The sequence below is a fragment of the Brevundimonas sp. BAL450 genome (assembly GCF_015767455.1).
In the GTDB taxonomy this organism is placed as follows: Bacteria; Pseudomonadota; Alphaproteobacteria; order Caulobacterales; family Caulobacteraceae; genus Brevundimonas; species Brevundimonas abyssalis.
The window spans coordinates 63,758-83,301 of sequence record NZ_JADWOW010000039.1; the positions used below are offsets into that span (position 1 = coordinate 63,758).

The window sequence follows — 19,544 nt, forward strand, 5'->3', positions numbered from 1 at the left end:
CCATGCCCGTCTTTCGCCTGATCGCCGCAGCCGCCCTGATCCTGACCCTGGCCGGATGCGCCAGCCTGAGCGGCGGGGGCTCCGGCCCCGGCGCGCCCCAACCCCTGAAGTCCATCGACGCCGAGCGCTTCTATTCCGGCCGCTGGCTGGAGGTGGGCCGCCTGCCTATGGACATCACCGAGGGCTGTGTGGCCGCCGCCACCACCTATGGACTGCGCGACGACGGCAAGGTCGACGTGCGCGACACCTGCCGGATGGACACGCCCCAGGGCCGCGAGCGCGCCATTTCCGGCGTCGGAACCTTCGTCGACCCGGGAACCAACGCCAAGCTGCGCGTCCGCTACCTCTGGCTGGTCGTCTGGGAGTACTGGGTGCTGGACATTGCTGACGACTACAGCTGGTTCATCTCGTCGGACCCGTCGTTCGAGAAGCTGTTCATCTACACCCGCGAGGTCCCGACCCAGGCCGAACTGGACGCCCTGGTCCGGCGCGCCGCTGAACTGGGCTACGACACCGCGCGGCTGGAGTTTCCCGAGCCGCTGCGGGACTGATCGTCAGCTCTTCAGCCGGTATCCAGTCTTGAAGATCCAGGCCACGATGGCGAGGCAGATGGCGAAGAAGGCCAGGGTCGCCGCCAGGCTGACGCCGATGTTCACGTCCGAGGTCCCGAAGAAGCTCCAGCGGAACCCGGAGATCAGATAGACCACCGGGTTGAACAGGCTGATGGTGCGCCACACGCCCGGCAGCATGTCGATGGAATAGAACGACCCGCCCAGAAAGGTCAGCGGCGTGATCACCAGCATGGGGATGAACTGCAGCTGCTCGAAGCCCTGGGCCCAGATGCCGATGATGAAGCCGAACAGGCTGAAGGTCACCGCCGTCAGCACCAGGAAGGTGATCATGGTCAGGGGGTGCAGCACCTCCAGCGGCACGAACAGCCGCGCGGTGGCCAGGATGATGACGCCCAGGATGATCGATTTGGTGGCCGCGGCCCCCACATAGGCGATGACGATCTCGATATAGCTGACCGGCGCCGACAGGATCTCGTAGATGGTGCCGGTGAATTTCGGGAAATAGATGCCGAACGAGGCATTGAAGATCGACTGGGTGAACAGGCTCAGCATCACCAGCCCGGGCACGATGAAGGCGCCGTAGGGCACGCCGTTCACCTCGGTCATGGCCGAGCCGATGGCGGCGCCGAACACCACGAAATACAGCGAGGTGGTGATTACCGGGGTGACGATGCTCTGCCACACGGTGCGCAGGGCGCGCGCCATCTCGAAGCGGTAGATTGCCCAGATTCCATAACCGTTCATCGCGCGGCCTCCTGTCTGGGCGCATCGCGAGTGTTGTCGTGCACCAGACCCACGAAGATGTCCTCCAGCGAGCTCTGGCGGGTGTTCAGATCCTTGAAGCCGATGCCCATGTCGCTGAGCTTCCTCAGCAGGCTTGGCACCCCGGTGCGCTCGGCGTTGGCGTCGAAGACGTACTCCAGCTCGGCGCCGTCCGCCTTCAACGCCAGCGCCCAGTCCGACAGCTCCGGCGGAAGGGTCGTCATCGGCTCCTGCAGGTTCAGGGTCAGCTGCTTCTTGCCCAATTTCTTCATCAGGGCCGTCTTCTCCTCGACCAGGATCAGCTCGCCGTTGGAGATGACCCCCACCCGGTCTGCCATCTCCTCGGCCTCCTCGATGTAGTGGGTGGTCAGGATGATGGTCACACCCTTCTCCCGCAGGCCCCGCACCAGGTTCCACATGTCGCGGCGCAGCTCCACGTCCACGCCCGCGGTGGGCTCGTCCAGGAACAGGATTTCGGGCTCATGGCTCAGGGCCTTGGCGATCATCACCCGGCGCTTCATGCCGCCGGACAGGGTCATGATCTTGGCGTCCTTCTTGTCCCACAAGCTCAGGTCGCGAAGGATCTGCTCGATCATCGCCGGGTTCGGCGCCTTGCCGAACAGGCCCCGGCTGAAGGTCACCGTGGCCAGCACCGTCTCGAAGGCGTCGGTGTGCAGCTCCTGCGGCACCAGGCCGATCATGGACCGGGCCTTGCGATAGTCCTTGCCGATGTCGAAGCCGCCCGCGCGCACCGTGCCCGTCGTCGGGTTGACGATGCCGCAGATGATGCTGATCAGCGTGGTCTTGCCCGCCCCGTTGGGGCCCAGCAGGGCGAAGATCTCGCCCCTGGCGATCTCCAGATCCACGCGCTTCAGGGCCTGATGGCCGCCGGCGTAGGTCTTGGTGAGGCCGGATACGGATACGGCGGACATGGATCGGGCCCCTCAGCTGTGCAGTCCCGACAAGATGGCCTTCGATTGCCCGATCACAAGGCGCGGCGCGCACAATTTGTCGCAGCCGTCACACACAGCCGCTAGAAGGCGCCGCATGACTCGCGCCCTCGTCCTGATTCCGCTGCTTCTTCTCGCCGCCGCCTGCCGGTCCCAGCCCGAGGCGCCGCCGCCCGCCGCCCTGACCCCCGCCGCCCAGGCCTGCGCCGTTCCGGACCGTCTCCGTCCCGCGGGGCCCGAAACGCCCGACCCGGACGAGATCGTCGCGGACGCCGAGGTCTCCTACTACATGCTGGCTGTGGCCTGGGGCCCCTACTGGCGGGAGGGCAATCGCGACGGGCGCGGCTACGCCCTGACGCCCCAGGACCGGGACGTGGGATATTTCCTGCACGGCCTGTGGCCCAACGCGGCCGAGGGCGATCATCCGCGCTACTGTTCCGTCACCCCCGCCCGCGCCATGACCGAGGTCGAGGTGCGCGAGCATTTCTGCATGATGCCGTCGGAGGCCCTGCTCCAGCACGAATGGGCCGCCCACGGGACCTGCGGCTGGGACGACCCGGACGCCTATTTCGACCAGTCGGCCGAACTATGGAACGCCCTGACCCTGCCCGCGCCGCCGACGCGCACGACGGCCGGAGCGCTCCGTGACGCCTGGGTCCAGGCCAATCCCCATCTGCGCCGCGACGGCGTCTATCTGGCCACGACCGACGACGGCCGGTTGCGCGAGGTCCGCCTGTGCTATGACCTGGACTATGCACCGAGCGCCTGTCCGCGGGGCCTCGGCGCGCCGGACCACGCCGCCCTGACCGTCCAGCCCCGCTGAGCCTGCAGCCCCTCTCCCAGCGGCTGACAGCGCCGCTGGATTCGACGCGGAGCGAAAATCAGCTAAGGCTCGCGGCCCTCATCATGCGGAGCCGCCCATGACCGCCGTCCTACGTTCCCTCAGCGCCCGCGTCCTGATCGCCCTGCTCATCGGCCTCGGCATCGGCGCCGTCGTTCAGGGTTCGGACATGGTCATCAGCCCCGGCGTGGTGTCCGGGATCGAGGCGGTCGGCGGGCTGTGGCTGAACACCCTGCAGATGACCGTCATTCCGCTGGTCTTCTCGCTGGTGGTGGTCGGCATCGCGGCGGCCTCGGACGCGGCGGCCACGGGCCGGCTCGCGGCGCGGGCGGTGGCCCTGTTCGTCGGACTGGTGGCGGCGGCCGCAGCCCTGACCCTGCTGGTCATTCCGCTGGTGCTGGCCCTGTGGCCGGTGGCGCCCCAGGCGGCCCAGGCCCTGATCACCGGGGCCGGCGGCGCCTCGACGGAGGGGCTGGCGGCGGCGGCCGAGGGCGGCGGCTTCGCCCAGTGGCTGAAGTCCCTCGCGCCCGCCAATCCCGTGCGCGCCGCAGCCGAGAACGCGGTGCTGCCGCTGGTGTTGTTCGCCGCCTTCTTCGGCTTCGCCGCCACCCGCCTGCCGGCCGACCAGCGCGCCCTGATCGTCAATGTGTTCGAGGCCGTGGCCCAGATCATGATCATCATCGTGCGCTGGGTGCTGCTGGCTGCGCCCATCGGCGTCTTCGCCCTGGCCCTGGTGCTGGGCCTGCGCAGCGGCTTCGGCTCGGCTCCGGCCCTGATCCATTACATCGTTCTGGTGTCCGGCGCCTGCATCGTCACCGTGCTGGCCAGCTATCCCCTGGCCGTTTTGAGCGGCCGGGTCTCGCTCGCCCGCTTCGCCCGCGCCCTGGTGCCGGTTCAGGCGGTGGCCTTCTCGACCCAGTCGTCCCTGGGCACCCTGCCGGTGATGGTCGAGCGGGCCCAGGACTTCCTGGGCATCCCCGAGCGCGTGGCGGGTCTGGTCCTGCCGCTGGCGGTGGCCATCTTCCGCATCACCAGCCCGGTGGCCAATCTGTCCGTGGCCCTGTTCATCGCCCATGTGTTCGGGCTGGAGCCCAGCTTCGGCCAGATGGCGGCGGCGGGCCTGGTGGCCCTGGCGGTGAGCATCGGCACCGTCGGCCTGCCCGGTCAGGTCTCCTTCTTCACCTCCATGGCGCCCATCTGCCTGGCGCTGGGCGTGCCGTTGGAGCTGCTGCCCCTGCTGCTGGCTGTGGAGGTGATCCCCGACATCTTCCGCACCCTCGGCAACGTCAGCGCCGACATGGCCGTCACCGTGGTGCTGGACGACAGCGAGCCGGAAGAGGCGGCGACCGGGGCGGCCTGACCCGCCCCGGCCGGGATCAGAAGGCCATCCGCACCCCGAACACCAGGTTGCGGCCGCGCAGGGGCGCCGCGTCCTTGATGAACGACGTGTGGTTCAGGGCCAGCTCGTCCAGCAGGTTCGTCCCGCGCACATAGACCTGCACCCCGTCGCCGCCCGCGCGCAGGTCATAGGCCAGGGTCGCGTTCAGCATGTCGTAGCCCGGCGTCTCGGTCTCGAAGTCGGCGACGCGGTCCTGCTCGAACACCCGATAGTATTCCAGATTGCCGCTGAGCTGGTTCCAGCCGCCGTCGAGGCGCGCGCCCAGGCGGGCGGCCGGGATGCGCGGCAGGTTGCCGGCCCCGTCCACCTCGGCCCGCACATAGTCGCCGAACACCGTGGCCGAGAAATTCGGGCTGAACCGGTGGCGCACCTCGCCGTCGATCCCGGTGAACTCGGCGTCGGCCTGGGTGTACTCGATCAGGCGGAAGTCTTCGACCTGGTCCAGGGTCCGGGCGTAGATGTAGTCGTCGAAATCGTGCCGGAAGGCGCTGATGCTGAAGGTGGTCGGGCCGGTGGTCTTGCGGAAGGTCAGCTCCAGGGTGTTGGCCGTCTCCACGTCCAGATCGGCGTTGCCCAGTTCATAGGTGCTGGTGGCCACGTGCACACCCCGGGCGTAGAGCTCCTGCACATTGGGGGCCCGCTGCGAGCGCGAGGCGGTCAGGGCCACCGACCAGCCCGGCATGGGCGCCCAGGCGGCCGAGCCCGACAGGGACAGCGGATCATGGTCGCGGTCCGGACGGCCCACGGCCTCGGTCTCCTGCCACTCCTGACGCACCGCGCCCTCGAAGCGCCAGTCGTTCCACTGGTACTGCTCCAGCACGAACAGGGCGTTGGTGCGGGTGATGCTCTCGGGCACGAAGCCTTCGTCGCCCACGGCCGCGAAATCGCTGCGGGCGGTCTGGAAGCCCACCACGCCGCGCAGGCCGGCGATGGGGGCGTGTTCGACCTCGACCCGGGCGTCGTGGCCCTCGTTGGTGAAGCGGGTGCCCACTTCGCCGCCCTCGATCTCTTCGTGCTCGTAGTCGGTCAGGCCGCCGCGGAAGCGGATGCGCTCGATCCCGGCGAAGGGATCGTTCAGCTCGCCGCGCACGTCGACGCGGCGGTTCTGCAGATCGACCCAGGGCGCGGCCTCGTCCTCGTGGTCGTGCTCTTCGTCATGATCGTGGTCGTCCTCGTCCTCGTCGTGGCCGCCGCAGTGCAGGGACGTCCCGTGCGGATGACAGTCCTCGAACTCGTGCGCGTGGCCCGGCAGACCGTAGCGGCTGTTCTGCTCGGTCACGGCCACACCCAGATAACCGCGCGACCCGATCCATGAGGCCCCCACGGTCAGGGTGCGAGTGTCGTTGAAGGTGCCGTCGACGCGGGTGACGGGGCCCTCGTCCTCATGATCGTCGTGGTCGTCGTCGTGATCATCATCGTGATCGTCGTCATGATCCTCGTCCTCGTGATCGTCATGATCCTCATGGGGACGCAGATAGGAGGGGATGTCGTAATCGTCGCTGGTGCGGTCCACCGCCTCCAGCCGGATGGCGAAGTTTCCGGCCCCGGCGGTCAGGCCCACCACCCCGGTGCGCTCGCCGTCAGCGGTGCCGCCGCGGAACTCGATGGCCCCGTCCACGCCGCCCGCCGGGATCTCGGTGGGAATCTTGCGGTCCAGCAGATTGACCGCCCCGCCGATGGCGCCGCCGCCGTACAGCAGGGCGCTGGGGCCGCGCAGGATCTCGATGCCGTCCAGCAGCAGGGGCTCGCCCGCCACCGCATGGTCCGGGGACACCGCCGAGGCGTCCATCAGCTCGGACCCGTCCGTCAGCACCTTGACCCGGGGCGAGGTCTGGCCGCGGATCACCGGGCGGCTGGCGCCCGCGCCGAAGGTGTCCGAGTTGACGCCGGGAATGCCCTGCAGCGTCTCGCCCAGGGTCGCCTGACGCCGGCGCACCAGTTCATCGCCCGTCAGGACCGCAATATTGCTGATGACCTCGTCGCCGCGCTGATCCAGCGGCAGGGCCCGGACCACGACGCCGTCCAGCTCCGTCACCGGGGGCGCGGCGGCGGCTTCGACCGCAAAGGCGGGCGTGGCGACGAGCACCGACAGGGCGGTGGCGGTCAGAAGGGCGGTCTTGCAGTGCATGCGGTGGTCCTCGAGGCTGGTGACCGCACTGCTATGTTATAGTGTATCACTTTGCAAGCCCGAAGCGGCACTCCCCGCTTGCCGGGCCGCCCGGATCAGCGTCCGCGCACGATCTCGATGACGATGCGGTCTCCCGTGGCCGAACGGGCGTTCCACCGGGTGCCCACGTCGCCTTCGACCAGAGGCGTGCAGAAGGGAATGGGTATCGGAATGGGGCGGCGCTGGGTGAAGCAGAGCTCGTCGTCCCGAATGCGCCAGACCCCGCTGGAGGCGCGGGTGCCATGGCCACGATAACGGCCGTCGCGGTCCAGCCACATGCGCGAGACCCGGCCGTCGCTGCCTGTGATCTGCAACGTGTGGCGGAAGGCCGGCTCCAGCCGCGTCAACCCGGAGTCATCAACGGCGCCGCCCGTCAGGGCCGCCCCAAGAACCAGTACAGCGCCCAGACCCGCCAAGACCGCTCTCCACACGCATGTCGATGAATGACGGCGCGGACTGAACCACAAGGCGGCCGGGGTGGGAACCATGATCGCCCGGGGGGATGCGAAAAACCCCCGGCGGTCAACCGCCGGGGGTCTTGAGGCCGGGTCGTCCGGATCAGTTCGGCTCGACCACGATCAGCGGCGCGGGCGTCTCCGCGGCGGGGGCGGTCACGGCTCCGCCTTCGCCTTCGGCGGCCACCACCGACTCGTAGGACTGCGGTCCGGCCGGGGCGGCGGCTTCGACAGGAGCCGCCGGTTCAGCCTGACGGGCCGGCGCAGACGTGGCCGGGGTCGGGCGCGCGGCCGGGGCGGGTGTCGGGGCCGGCGCAGATGCGGGCGGTGCGGTCGTCACCGCGTCGGCGGCCGGATTCTCGCGGGCCAGAGCCTCAGAAGCCAGGCCGGTTTCAAGCGCTTCGCCCTCCAGCGGAGCGCTCTCGGCGGAGGCGACGGGCGCGCTGATCAGGGCCGCGGGCTCGGCCGGTGCGGCGGCGTCCTCGCCGGGGTTCATCAGGGCCCAGGCGCCGATGGCGGCCACGGTCAGGGCGCCCACGGGGGCCAGGATCATCCAGGACCGCACCTTGCCCCGGCGCACGGGACCGCGCGCATAGACGGGGGTGGCGGCCTCGGCCTCGCGGGCCATCATCTCCGGCACGGTGGGCTGGGGCTCGGGGCGGATGGTGTCGGGGTAGATGAGAGACATCGGTGTTCTCCTGCACGGTTGAGCGGGATGAACCGGCCCTCGACCTCACGGTTCCGTGAGCGGCGGGAAAGCCCCGAAGAAACACCGTTGCGGCCGCAATCGCACCGGAAGCCGCCAAGAAACCGCCCGAATGGTCACGCTTTCGGGCCGAAAACGGGCGGTCGGGGCCTTGATGAGAAAGTCACGCCCGACCGCGATCTGGCGCCGGAATTCGCCCATCGGTTGACCGGGCGTTCAGCCTTGTTCATCACCATGGACAGGTCGGAACGGAATCACTGGAGGCGTTGGGAACGATGGGTTTGATGGCGAGTATCCGCCGCGATCTGCGCTTCATCGGCGGCTTGCGCCGCCTGCTCAAGCGCATCAAGCCGATCCAGCTCGACAGCCCCGACCTGGTCTGTGACGACTGGGAGGAGGTGGTCGACCGCTTCCCCGACAACGTCGCCATCACCGACGAACGGCGCGCCTTCACCTATCGTGAGCTGGACGCCCTGGCCAACCGCTACGCCCACTGGGCCCGGGGCCGCAATCTCAGGCGCGGCGACGCCGTGGCCCTGATGATGATGAATCGGGCCGACTACATCGCCGCCTGGATGGGACTCTCCAAGGTCGGCGTCGCCGCCGCCCTGATCAACACCAACCTGAGCGGCCAGCCCCTGGCCCACTGCCTGAACATCGTCGGCGCCTCCCAGGTCCTCGCCGACGAGGAGACCTGGCCCCAGGTCGAGACCGCCCGGCCGTATGCTGAAAAGACCATCATGCTGTGGGTGCTGGGGCTGAACGCCGAGGACGAGGCCAGCGAGCGCCGCGGTCTGGACGCGGGGGTGCGCGGAACCTCGGGCGTGCGGCCCGACCGGTCCCTGCGCGCGGGCCTGACCAACCGCGACACCGCGCTCTACATCTACACCTCCGGCACCACCGGCCTGCCCAAGGCCGCGCGCATCCCCCATTCGCGGGCCCGCACCTATATGCGCGCCTTCGCCGGCGCCACGGCCTCCACGGACAAGGACCGGCTGTACTGCGTGTTGCCGCTCTATCATTCCACCGGCGGCCTGGTGGGCGTCGGATCGGTGCTGCTGAACGGCGGTTCGGTGATCCTGCGCCGGAAGTTCTCGGCCACCGGCTTCTGGCCCGACGTGGTCGAAAGCGGCGCCACCACCTTCGTCTATATCGGCGAGCTGTGCCGCTATCTGGTCAACTGCCCGCCCAACGAGATGGAGCAGGCGCACACGCTCCGGCTCGCCTTCGGCAACGGCCTGCGCCCCGATGTGTGGCCCGAGTTCAAGGACCGCTTCGCCATCCCCCAGATCCTGGAGTTCTACGGCTCCACCGAAGGCAATGTCTCGCTGTTCAATTTCGACGGACGGCCCGGCGCCATCGGCCGGGTGCCGGGCTATCTGCGCAGCCAGCTCAACATCCGCCTGATTCAGTATGACGTGGAGGCGGATGAACCCGCCCGCGGGCCCAACGGCCGCTGCATCGAGTGCAAGCCCGGCGAGATCGGCGAGGCCATCGGCCAGATCAAGGCCGACATCCGCCATGACTTTTCGGGCTATGCCGACAAGGCCGCCTCGAAAAAGAAGATCCTGCACGACGTGTTCGCGACGGGCGACGCCTGGTTCCGCACCGGCGACCTGATGAAGCAGGACTCCGATGGCTATTTCTACTTCATCGACCGCATCGGCGACACCTACCGCTGGAAGGGCGAGAACGTCTCCACCTCCGAGGTCGAGCAGCGCCTGGCCGAGGCGCCGGGCGTCAAGGAAGTCATCGCCTATGGCGTCCAGGTGCCCGGCCACGATGGCCGCGCGGGCATGATCACCGTGGTTCCGGACGGCCGGTTCGGCGTCAAGAAATTCGCCGCCTTCGTCAACGAGGAGCTGCCGCCCTTCGCCCGGCCCGTGTTCGTGCGGGTGGCCCGCGAACTGGAGACCACCGGCACCTTCAAATACCGCAAGGTGGATCTGGTGAAGGACGGCTTCGACCCGGCCATGGACGACGACGTGCATGTGCGCGACGACAAGGGCGCCTACACCCGCCTCAAGCCCGAGACCTACGCCGTCATCATGAAGGGCGAGGCGCGTCTCTGACGTCGCCCGGATCGGGGCAGGGTGCGCCTTGTTCCCCCTGATTTCGGCGGCGCTCCTGTGTGTTTACAGGGGCATGGCGTTTTCATCCGGCCTTTTCATCCCCCTGCTTCCGGGCGCCGCATAATGGCCGGTCCGGGTCTGGCGGCGTGACGGCCGCCGCCCCGGCGGAATTCAGACAGTCTGAATTCACGGACGTTTTTCGCTCGGAGGGAAACCACAGACAAAACAACGGCCTGACGCGGTCGGGTCGCGCCGGTTTCAGACTATTCGGACAATTCAGACTGTCTTTTTTCCGGTCGCAGAGTCTGAAATCAGGCGGCGCGACGGCGGCGCTGGGGGGCCGGTCTGGCCTCGGCCTCGAACAGCTCGGCCAGCTTCTCGGTCATGGCCCCGCCCAGCTGCTCCACGTCGGTGATGGTCAGGGCCTTGCGGTACCAGCGGGTCACGTCGTGGCCGATGCCGATGGCCAGCAGCTCCACCGAGGAGCGCTCCTCGATCCAGCCGATCACCCCGCGCAGGTGCTTGTCCAGATACAGGGAGGCGTTGGCCGACTGGGTGGAGTCGTCCACCGGGCTGCCGTCGGAGATGACCATCAGGATGCGCCGCGCCTCGGGGCGCGCCAGCAGGCGGTCGTGGGCCCACAGCAGGGCCTCGCCGTCGATGTTCTCCTTCAGCAGGCCCTCGCGCATCATCAGGCCCAGGTTCTTCTTGGACCGGCGCCAGGGCGCGTCGGCGGCCTTGTAGATGATGTGGCGCAGGTCGTTCAGGCGGCCCGGCTCGGGCGGCTTGCCCGCGCTGATCCACGCCTCGCGCGACTGGCCGCCCTTCCAGGCGCGGGTGGTGAAGCCCAGCACCTCCACCTTGACGCCGCAACGCTCCAGCGTGCGCGCCAGGATGTCGGCGCACACCGCCGCCACCATGATCGGCCGCCCGCGCATGGAGCCCGAGTTGTCCAGAAGCAGGGTCACCACCGTGTCGCGGAAGGGGCTCTCGCTCTCCTGCTTGAAACTGAGCGGGGCGGTGGGGTCGGTGATCACCCGGGTCAGGCGGGCGGTGTCCAGCACGCCTTCCTCCAGGTCGAACATCCACGACCGGTTCTGCTGGGCCAGCAGGCGGCGCTGCAGCCGGTTGGCCAGCCGCGCCACGATGCTGGACAGCTGCACCAGCTGCTGGTCCAGCAGCGATCGCAGCCGCGCCAACTCATTGGGATCGCACAGCTCTTCGGCCCCGATGGTCTCGTCGAAGGCGGTGGTGAAGGCGCGGTAGCCGTCGGTGGGCCGGCCGTCGTCGGCGTTGGCCCGGCGTTGGGGCTGGTCGCCCTCGGACAGCTCGGGATCGCCGTCGCCGGGCTCGGCCTCGCCGTCCGGGCGTCCGCCCTCGGGCCGGTTCTCGCGCTCGTCCTCGGCCCCCGCGTCGTCGGCCGAGCCCTCCATGGATTGGCCGCCCTCGCCGCCGGCTTCGTCCTCGTCCTGATCGTCGGCGGCGTCCGGCTCCTGCGGATCGGGCGCCTCCTCGCCGGGGTCGTCCGAGGCGTCCTCGCCGCGCCCGTCGCCCGGGTCCAGATCCAGCGCCCGCAGCACGTCCTTCAGGGCCGTCCCGAACGCCGCCTGATCATCGGCCAGCCCCGTCAAGGCGTCCAGCTGATCGCCCGCGCGCGCCTCAAGGTCCGCGCGCACCAGATCCACCATGGCCTTCAGCCCGTCCGGCGCGGGCTCGCCGGTCAGGCGCTCGCGCACCAGCAGGCCCACGGCCTCGGCCACGGGCACCCGCTGGGCCTCGGTCGCCGCGGCCGCCCCCATGCGGTGCAGGCGCGACACCAGGGCTGCGTTCATGTTCTCGCGTACGCCCTTCAGAGACATGGCGCCCACCGCCTCGATGCGGGTCTGCTCCACCGCGTCGAACACCTCGGCGGCCGAGGCGTCGGCCGGGCGCAGGCGGGCGTTCAGTCCCTCGTCATGGTTGGCCAGCCGCAGCGCCATGCGGTCCGCCTGGCCGCGCAGCGCCTGGGCTTCGGGCCCAGACGGATCGCGCGGCGGCGTGGGCAGGGTCAGCTGATGGCCGGCCAGCTTCGGGCCGTCCGAGCCGAAGGCCACCTCCAGATCCGGCTGCTCCGCCAGCGCGCGCGCGGCATGCGCCAGCGCGCGCTTGAAGATCTCGGTCGGACTGTCGGAAACGGCCATGCCCGACACATAGAGCAATGGGCGGACGGGGGAAGGGGCTTAGCCCTCCTGCTTCGCCTTGTGCGCGTCCATGCCCTGACGGATCAGCTCGGCCGCCTCGGACGCGTCGGCCCAGCGGTGAACCTTGACCGTCTTGCCCTTCTCCAGATCCTTGTAGCGGGTGAAGAAGTGCTCGATCTGCTCGATCAGGATGGCCGGCAGCTGGCGATAGCTGGCCACGTCCGAATAGAACGGGTTCAGCTTGTCCACCGGCACGGCCAGGATCTTCTCGTCCCCGCCCGCCTCGTCGGTCATCATCAGGGCGCCGATGGGCCGGGCGCGGATGACGCAGCCGGGCACCACGGGGGTCGGGTTGATCACCAGCACGTCGCAGGGATCGCCGTCGTCCGACAGGGTGTGGGGCACGAAGCCGTAGTTGCCGGGATAGTACATGGCGGTGTGCAGGAAGCGGTCGACGAACAGGGCGCCGGAGGCCTTGTCCATCTCATATTTCACCGGCAGGCCGCCCTGCGGGATCTCGATGACGACGTTGATATCCCAGGGCGGGTTGGGTCCGACGGGAACGGCGTCCAGCTTCATGGCGGTCTCTTTCGTGTGCTTCAGGCGAAACTCGGGGAGGGCGGCGTGATAGGCTCCGGCCGTCCGCGCCGCAAGCGTCACGATCATGCACTTGCGCAATAAGGACGTTGCATCGCAGCATAGGGCTCGCCGCGTGAAGAGGATCCGGCCATGACACCCTGGGACTGGGGCGCCCTCGCGCTCTTCTTCGTCTGCTGGCTGGGCTATGGCCTGCTGCTGCGCCTGCTGGCCGGCAAGGGTCATGTGCTGAATGACGACATGCTGTCGGTGCGCCAGGCCTGGATGAACCAGATGGCGGTGCGCGAGCTGCGCCTGGTGGACAGCCAGCTAATGGGCCACTCCATCAACTCCGCCTCCTTCTTCGCCTCGGCCAATCTGCTGCTGATCGCGGCGGTGGCGGGGGTGCTGTTCGGCGGCGAGACGGCGCTGAGGGGCGTGGCGGCCGTCGGCTCCGACATCGGCGGGGCGGAAGCGGCCTCGCTGGAGTTGCTCGAAGGCAAGCTGGGCCTGATCACCCTGTGCCTGGCGCGGGGCCTGCTGGATTTCATCTGGTCGATCCGCCAGATGAACTACACCCTCGCCCTGATCGGGGCGACGCCGGAGGGCGAGACCGCGATGGACCGCACCGCCTACGCCAAGGCGGCCGGATCGCTGTTGAATCCCGCCATGGTCGCCTTCAACAGCGGGGTGCGGGCCTACTACTTCGCCCTCGCCGCCACGGCGTGGCTGTTCGGTCCCCTGTGGCTTGCGCTGGGGGTCGCGGCCGCCTTCAGCCTGCTGCTGTGGCGCCAGAAGGGATCGCCCGCCGCCCGCGCGATCCGGAAGGCCAGCCTCATGCTTGAGGAAGATCGTTGATTTCGCACCCGCGAAATAGGTGACGCTTGATCACCATTTTCTGGAAGCGGTCTCTGTTACGGCATGTGATTGCAACTGCGAAATGGACCCTTGACGGATTGTGCATCGCAACGTAGCTTGATTTTCGACGCTTTCGAGCGTCTTGCCCTTCCTGGGCGTTTCCTCCCTATAGACTTTCAAACCGCGCCCCCGGGCGCGGTTTTTTTTGCCTGAAGCGTAGTGCCCAATCCTATTCCGCCGCCTGGGCGTGGGGTCGCAGCCTCGACCAGTCGTGGGCCGCCATCGCCGCCGTTACCCGACGGATGACCTTCTGCGCCATGGTGAAGTGCGGTCCGGGGGTGAGGACATCCTCATTCAGATACAGCCCCCGGTTCAGCTCCACCTGTACGGCGTGAAAGCCGTCGTCGGGTCGCCCCCATAACTGAGTGGACCAACCCCCCGCATAGGGCCGGTTCAGCGCCACGCGCCACCCGGCCCGCTCGAACTGCGCGCGCAGCAGCCGCGTCACCTCGGCTGAACAGGACGAGCCGTGCCGGTCGCCCAGAACCACGTCCGGCCCCCGCACCCCGGCCGCGCGTCCCACTGCCCTTGAGGGCATGGAGTGCCAGTCCACCAGAACGGCGTATCCGAACCGGTCCCGCGCCCTGTGCATCAGGCGCTCCAGCGCCTCGTGATAGGGCCGGTGCGCCGCCGCCAGCCGGGCCAGGGCGTCATCATGGGTCAGGGCGTGGTCGCGGATCGTCTGGCCGTCGCCGGTCAGGCGTGGAATGACGCCGAACCCGGCCGCCACGCGGGGGGACGCCACACCGCCGCCCTCGACCACTTGTGGGTCCAGCTCATCGGGGTCGCGGTTCAGGTCCACATAGGCCCGACCCAGCTGCGCGGCGATCAGGGGCACGCCCAGGTCCGGATGCGGCTCCACCAGGCGGTTCACCAGGGCGTCTTCGGCGCTGCGCAGCGACAGGTCCGCAAGATCGGGACGCGCCCCCAGATCGTCCGGATACACATCGCCGGAATGGGGCGAGGCGAACACCAGCGGCGACACCACCGGCCGCGCCGCGTCCAGGGCGTCATGGGGGTCGAGGATGAACACGGGCGTCGCCATCGCCAAGCCATAGCCCATTTCACGAGCCTGTGGATGATCCGCCCGCCTTCATCGGCGGTTTACCGTCCCCGTTCTAGGTTTCGCTCAAGAACAACGGGGCGGCATCCATGGCGCGAATCCTTCTTGCGGAAGACGACGGCTCCCTGCGCGGGTTCCTGACCCGCGCCCTTGAGCGGGCGGGGCACGAGGTCACGGCGTGCGAGAACGGCGACGACGCCGTGGACGCGTTGGAGGACGGGCCCTGGGACCTGCTGCTCACCGACATCGTCATGCCCGGCGCCGACGGCATCGAGGTGGCGCGCATCGCCGCCAACCGCCAGCCGGGTCTGCGGATCATGTTCATCACCGGCTTCGCCGCTGTCGCCCTGACCGCCGCCCAGTCAACGCCCCAGGCCAAGGTGCTGTCCAAGCCCGTCCACCTGCGCGACCTGGTCGCCGAGGTGGAGCGCATGGTCGCGGCTTGACCTTGAACCATGTTGCGACGCGGTCGCTCGCGGCTTGAGGGCATGACGCTCCCCTGATCCTTCGCCGATGCGGGGGCTGCCTGTTCAGGTCCTGGAAGGCGATAACCCCCTTGCAGGGGCGAAGGCGACCGGGCTATAGACCACGCCTTCCCGTCCCCGGTCGCGTTCCGGGGCCGTCACGGCGGACGCGTAGCTCAGCGGGAGAGCACCTCGTTGACATCGAGGGGGTCACAGGTTCAATCCCTGTCGCGTCCACCATTACTTCCGACAATCTAACCCGATACAGCCCTTCGGGGACTCGCTGGAAACTGGCCAGAATCCCGAATACTGGCGATCAGAGACCGAGAAGCTGCAGGCGTGGCGGTCCAGCGGCTCGGGTCGTCGGTCTGATAGGGTCCACGCGCACCTCGCAGCCTTCCGAGATCGTGAAGACCCGGTACATGCGCGCTCTCTCATCGGACTGCCCTGCCCCTGGGTCACGACCCGATGACGCCGCCGTCGTTCCTGGTGATCACCACCGTGGCCGAGCGCGGCACGGCCCCGGTGTAGTCAGGGAACCCCGAGCCATAGTCTCCGGCGGCGAACTGCTCGGCCGTGGCGTGGGCGCCGGGGTGCTGGAAGTTCACGAACATGGTCTTGCCGTCCGGGGTGGTGACCACGCCGGTGCACTCCTGCCCCCACGGGCCGGTCATGAAACGCTTGATCTCGCCCGTGGCCGGGTCGGCCGCCAGCAGCATGTTCATGCCGAACGGCTTCAGCGGACCCTCATAGTCCGGCCCCATGTCGCCCATGTCGGTCTGAATCCACAGCCTGGACTGGCGGTCGCACCATAGCCCGTCCGGGCAGGCGAAGATGCTGTCGACGTCCAGCGCATCGCCCGGGGCCACGGACGAGGTCCTGGCGTCGCCGGCGATCACGAACAGGTCCCAGTTGAAGTGGGCGCGGGCGTGGTCGCCGTCTTGATAGTTCCAGCGCACGATCTGGCCGAAATTATTGACGGCCCGCGGATTGACCGCGTCTACCTGGGCCTGGGTGCGCCGGGTATTGTTGGTGAGAGAGAAATAGGTCGTCCCGGTGTTCGGATCGACCGTGCCCCACTCCGGCCGGTCCATCTTGGTGGCGCCCGCACGGTCGGCGGCGAGGCGGGTGTTGACGAGGATGTCGGCCAGGTCGGCGAAGCCGTTGGCGGGCGTCAGACCGTTCTGGCCGGGCGCCAGCGCCAGCCATTCCCCGCTGCCGTCATCGTTGAAGCGGGCCACGTACAGTGTGCCGCTGTCCAGGATCGAGCCGTCGGTCCGGCCCGGAATCCAGAGCCCGTCGGAGACGAATTTGTAGATGTACTCGAACCGCGAGTCGTCGCCCGAGTAGCAGACCACCGGTGCTCCCTCCACGGCAGGAGCGAACACCACGCCCTCATGGGCGAACCGGCCCAGATGGGTGCGCTTGATCGGCGCCGCATCGGGATCGAACGGGTCGACCTCCACCATCCATCCACAGGTGTTGGGCTCGTTGCGGTAGTCTTCGGCCGCCGAGGCGCCCCTGGCGGAGGCGTCGAAACGCACGTGCTCGTCCGCGCCGGATTTCGCCAGGTGCCAGCCGTAACGGGCGCCCCTGGGGTCGCCGGGAACCCCATACCGGGCGTGCTCGCGCGGCACCTCCGCGTCGGTGTTCGCAAAGTAGCTCGCCCAGTTCTCTTCGGCCGCCAGATAGGTGTTCCAGGGCGTTGCGCCGTGGGCGCAGTTGTTCAAGGTGCCGCGCGCCCTCGTTCCGTCCGGGCTGAACCGGGTGCGCACATGGGCCGTGCCGCGCACCGGGCCGCCGATCTCCACGGGCGTGCCGGCGGTGATACGGCGGTTGCGGGGATCCGGGACGACCGCCCACAGTCCGTCAGCCTGTCTGGTGGTGCGGTAGACCGAGACGCCATGAGCGGCGATCTCCATGCGCACCTCGTCGTCGTCACGCCTGCCGTCGGCGTCGAGGGCCACGCCGTGGTTGTTGAAAGGCTTGCCCTTGTAGGCCGGCTTTTCGGCATGCAGGAAACGCGGCTCGATGTACTCGTGGTTCACCGCGATGAGGCCGTCCTCGGACGAGCCGTCGATCGGGAAGAAGTGGATGCCGTCGTGATGCTGGCCGATCTGGTGCTCCTGCTCGGCGCCGGTGTTGGCGCCGGGCCGATAGGCCGGCAGCTTCCCGGAAATCGGCATGCCCATCGGGCCCAGCACCTGGATGCTGTACCCTTCCGGCACGACCACCGTGTCCTCAAAGCTGACGGGGACCGCCGAGAAGCCGATCAGGCTGGACAGGCCCTGCGCCAAGGCAGGCTTGCCCGAGAGCGAAGCGCCGATGAAGCCCGTGGTGAGGGCGCCCAGCCCCCCCATCAGGAACCCGCGACGGGCGACACGCGCCTCCATCACCTCATAGAAGTTGCGGTTGGGCGAGGCGTTGCACGGGGGCTCGTCGCCGTGCTCATGCCCCATCGCCTGGGTGTGGTCGGGGTAGTCGCGTTCGAAGTCTTTGATTTCCGGGCTCGCAGTGTTGGATCGGCAGGAACGGTGACGGACCAGCAGATTAGGTACGTTCTGTCACAGCGGCATGACCATGTCGGTCAATGCCGCGCGCAGAACGTCCTGCTCATCCACGTCGGCCTGCACACCACCTCAGAATCAGAGCGCTTCGATCTCGGCCTCGGTCAGGCTGCGTGTCACACGAATGCGGCAGCGATCAGCGCTGCCGCCCAGAGGACGAACCACCAGATCCGCCAGGTTGTCCACGCACAGCCTGGATTCACCGGCGAGGGGCTGGATGGCCACCTGATTGGCCCAGTCGATGTCGCGGCAATAGCCGACGGCCGTCAGTTCGAAGGCGGAACGATGCGAGGCGTGGACAACGATCTTGCCGTCTTCAGCAGCGCTGAAATTGCGGACCTGGTTGACGAAGAAGCACCGCCGGGTTTCGACCTGCCCATCGGGGCCCGTGGCGGACGGCGGCATGGGCGCGCATCCGGCGAGAGCCGCCGTGGTCAGCGCGATGGACAGAGTAATGGTGCGCATATCCGAACTCCTGATCAGGCCCCCGTACTTATCATAGCGTCCAAGGCGCGGGATGGTCCATGAGGGCGTGGCGTATGCTGGCGATCTTGGCGTCCGTCTCGGCCAGTTCGGCGTCCGGGTCGCTGTCCGCCACGATTCCCGCCCCCGCGAGCGTGCGGAAGCGCCAGCCGTCGGCCGCGCGGCGCAGCGCCACGGTCCGGATCAGGACCGAGGCCTCCAGCGACCCATCAAACCCGGCCAGGAACAGGCTGCCGCACCACGGCCCACGCGCTGCCTCGTGGCAGGCGATGACCTGCATCGCCTGGTGTTTGGGCGCGCCGGTGATGGAGCCGGGCGGGAAGGTCGCGGACATCACCTCTGCGGAGCCCATGTCCGGGGCCAGTCGGCCCTGAACCGTGGACACCAGATGGTGGACATTGGCGAAGGTCTCGAGCCGGAACAGGTCCGGAGCCGTGACGCTTCCGGGCGTGCAGACCCGCGACAGGTCGTTGCGCATCAGATCCACGATCATCAGGTTCTCGGCCCGGTCCTTGGCGCTGGCCAGAAGTTCAGCCTTCAGCGCCGCGTCTTCTTGCGGGGTCGAGCCGCGCGGGCGTGTGCCCTTGATGGGCCGGGCGGTGATCCGGCCGTCGCGCACGCTGAGGAAGGATTCGGGCGAGTTGGACGCCAGCACATGGTCGCCCAGCTCCCAGAAGGCCGCGTAGGGCGCCGGGCTGGCGCCGGCCAGCCGCACGAACAGATCGAACGGCTCTGCGCTTTCGGCCAGCATTCCGGTCCAGGCGCGGGCGATGTTGGCCTGAAAGATCTCGCCCGCCGCGATGCGCCGGACCACATCGGCCACAGCGTCGCGGTAGGCCTGTGCGGGTCTTTCAGAGGTGAAAGCGTCGGCCAGGGGGGCGGGCGCCGGCGCGGGCGTGCGGGCGCCGGCCAGCCAACGCAGGGCGCGGTCTGCGGCATGGGCGGCGCGTTCGGGGTCCTCGCCCCGCCCTGCGGCGATCACGCGTCGGTGGTGATGATCGAAGGCGAGCACCGCGTCATGACGGGCCAGAGTCAGGCCGGGCCAGTCCTGATCGTCGCCGCCCAGCGTCGCCTCGGGCGCGTCCAGATCGTAGCTGGCCAGTCCGACGACCCCGCCGGTGAAGGGCGGCGCACCCGGGGGTGTCACCGCCCGCTCGCCGAGCAGCGCGCCGATGCGATCGAAGGGACCCGGGGCCGCCCTTGGGACTCGTTCCACCCGCGTCGGCTCGGCGGCCACATAGGACCAGCGGGCGTTCGGCCCGCCATCTGACAGCAGGATCAGGCGACCTTCGACGTCGTCCAGCCCCGCCGCCACGTGCAGCGGGTCAATCCAGTCCCGTTCGATCAGGGCCAGCGACAGACCCGCCAT

Annotated in this window: 17 protein-coding genes and 1 tRNA gene; 7 read left to right on the forward strand and 11 right to left on the reverse strand. The window is 68.7% G+C overall.

The window, feature by feature from the left end; translation table 11 throughout:
• Positions 1 to 2 precede the first annotated feature (2 nt).
• Complete coding sequence (locus tag IWC96_RS03670; protein ID WP_196838362.1) at positions 3 to 551, forward strand: lipocalin family protein; 549 nt, start codon at positions 3 to 5, stop codon at positions 549 to 551.
• 3 nt (positions 552 to 554) lie between these two features.
• Here IWC96_RS03670 and IWC96_RS03675 read toward each other — a convergent pair whose 3' ends face one another.
• Together IWC96_RS03675 and IWC96_RS03680 are read right to left on the reverse strand one after the other, a co-directional pair.
• Positions 555 to 1,316, reverse strand: a complete 762-nt coding sequence (locus tag IWC96_RS03675) for an ABC transporter permease (protein ID WP_196838363.1) — start codon at positions 1,314 to 1,316, stop codon at positions 555 to 557.
• The gene (locus tag IWC96_RS03680; RefSeq protein ID WP_196838364.1) at positions 1,313 to 2,266 is read right to left on the reverse strand and encodes an ABC transporter ATP-binding protein; all 954 of its coding nucleotides are present in this window, start codon (positions 2,264 to 2,266) and stop codon (positions 1,313 to 1,315) included. Before IWC96_RS03680 ends, IWC96_RS03675 begins: the two co-directional genes overlap by 4 nt.
• Positions 2,267 to 2,381: 115 nt before the next feature.
• Between IWC96_RS03680 and IWC96_RS03685 the strand changes: the two genes are divergently transcribed.
• Positions 2,382 to 3,107, forward strand: a complete 726-nt coding sequence (locus tag IWC96_RS03685) for a ribonuclease (protein WP_196838365.1) — start codon at positions 2,382 to 2,384, stop codon at positions 3,105 to 3,107.
• Between the two features lie 97 nt (positions 3,108 to 3,204).
• On the forward strand, positions 3,205 to 4,485 hold the full coding sequence (locus tag IWC96_RS03690; RefSeq protein WP_021697521.1) for a dicarboxylate/amino acid:cation symporter: 1,281 nt from the start codon (positions 3,205 to 3,207) through the stop codon (positions 4,483 to 4,485).
• 16 nt (positions 4,486 to 4,501) lie between these two features.
• Here the strand turns inward: IWC96_RS03690 and IWC96_RS03695 are convergent, their stop codons facing one another.
• From IWC96_RS03695 to IWC96_RS03705, 3 genes are all read right to left on the reverse strand, one after another.
• Entirely contained in the window at positions 4,502 to 6,652 is a 2,151-nt protein-coding gene (locus tag IWC96_RS03695; RefSeq protein ID WP_021697520.1) for a TonB-dependent receptor domain-containing protein, read from the reverse strand.
• 95 nt (positions 6,653 to 6,747) lie between these two features.
• The gene (locus tag IWC96_RS03700) at positions 6,748 to 7,107 is read right to left on the reverse strand and encodes a hypothetical protein (protein ID WP_021697519.1); all 360 of its coding nucleotides are present in this window, start codon (positions 7,105 to 7,107) and stop codon (positions 6,748 to 6,750) included.
• Between the two features lie 142 nt (positions 7,108 to 7,249).
• On the reverse strand, positions 7,250 to 7,834 hold the full coding sequence (locus tag IWC96_RS03705; protein ID WP_021697518.1) for a hypothetical protein: 585 nt from the start codon (positions 7,832 to 7,834) through the stop codon (positions 7,250 to 7,252).
• 293 nt (positions 7,835 to 8,127) lie between these two features.
• Between IWC96_RS03705 and IWC96_RS03710 the strand changes: the two genes are divergently transcribed.
• Positions 8,128 to 9,924: a long-chain-acyl-CoA synthetase gene (locus IWC96_RS03710; protein WP_021697517.1), complete on the forward strand. Its 1,797-nt coding sequence runs from the start codon at positions 8,128 to 8,130 to the stop codon at positions 9,922 to 9,924.
• Positions 9,925 to 10,235: 311 nt separating this feature from the next.
• Here IWC96_RS03710 and cobT read toward each other — a convergent pair whose 3' ends face one another.
• Both cobT and ppa read right to left on the reverse strand, forming a co-directional pair.
• Positions 10,236 to 12,104: a cobaltochelatase subunit CobT gene (gene cobT / locus IWC96_RS03715; RefSeq protein WP_196838366.1), complete on the reverse strand. Its 1,869-nt coding sequence runs from the start codon at positions 12,102 to 12,104 to the stop codon at positions 10,236 to 10,238.
• Between the two features lie 39 nt (positions 12,105 to 12,143).
• On the reverse strand, positions 12,144 to 12,683 hold the full coding sequence (gene ppa, locus IWC96_RS03720; protein ID WP_045319077.1) for an inorganic diphosphatase: 540 nt from the start codon (positions 12,681 to 12,683) through the stop codon (positions 12,144 to 12,146).
• Positions 12,684 to 12,833: 150 nt separating this feature from the next.
• On the opposite strand from ppa, the gene IWC96_RS03725 reads away from it, so the two are divergent.
• Positions 12,834 to 13,538, forward strand: coding sequence for a DUF599 domain-containing protein (locus tag IWC96_RS03725; protein WP_021697514.1), 705 nt, complete (start codon positions 12,834 to 12,836; stop codon positions 13,536 to 13,538).
• 229 nt (positions 13,539 to 13,767) lie between these two features.
• On the opposite strand, the gene IWC96_RS03730 is transcribed toward IWC96_RS03725, so the two are convergent.
• Positions 13,768 to 14,661 carry an N-formylglutamate amidohydrolase gene (locus IWC96_RS03730; protein WP_196838367.1) on the reverse strand — a complete coding sequence of 298 codons (894 nt, stop codon included), beginning with the start codon at positions 14,659 to 14,661 and terminating at the stop codon, positions 13,768 to 13,770.
• An 89-nt stretch (positions 14,662 to 14,750) separates the two neighbouring features.
• On the opposite strand from IWC96_RS03730, the gene cpdR reads away from it, so the two are divergent.
• Positions 14,751 to 15,107 (forward strand): cell cycle two-component system response regulator CpdR, encoded by a 357-nt coding sequence (gene cpdR, locus IWC96_RS03735; RefSeq protein WP_021697511.1) that lies wholly within the window; start codon positions 14,751 to 14,753, stop codon positions 15,105 to 15,107.
• Positions 15,108 to 15,290: 183 nt separating this feature from the next.
• Positions 15,291 to 15,365: transfer RNA gene (locus tag IWC96_RS03740), tRNA-Val, on the forward strand.
• Positions 15,366 to 15,583: 218 nt separating this feature from the next.
• Here IWC96_RS03740 and IWC96_RS03745 read toward each other — a convergent pair.
• The 3 genes from IWC96_RS03745 to IWC96_RS03755 all read right to left on the reverse strand — a co-directional run bounded on the left by IWC96_RS03745 (position 15,584) and on the right by IWC96_RS03755 (position 19,544).
• Positions 15,584 to 17,584 carry a PhoX family phosphatase gene (locus tag IWC96_RS03745; protein ID WP_021696695.1) on the reverse strand — a complete coding sequence of 667 codons (2,001 nt, stop codon included), beginning with the start codon at positions 17,582 to 17,584 and terminating at the stop codon, positions 15,584 to 15,586.
• 186 nt (positions 17,585 to 17,770) lie between these two features.
• Positions 17,771 to 18,157, reverse strand: coding sequence for a DUF6491 family protein (locus IWC96_RS03750; protein ID WP_052516733.1), 387 nt, complete (start codon positions 18,155 to 18,157; stop codon positions 17,771 to 17,773).
• 31 nt (positions 18,158 to 18,188) lie between these two features.
• Positions 18,189 to 19,544, reverse strand: a complete 1,356-nt coding sequence (locus IWC96_RS03755) for an anthranilate synthase component I family protein (RefSeq protein WP_021696693.1) — start codon at positions 19,542 to 19,544, stop codon at positions 18,189 to 18,191.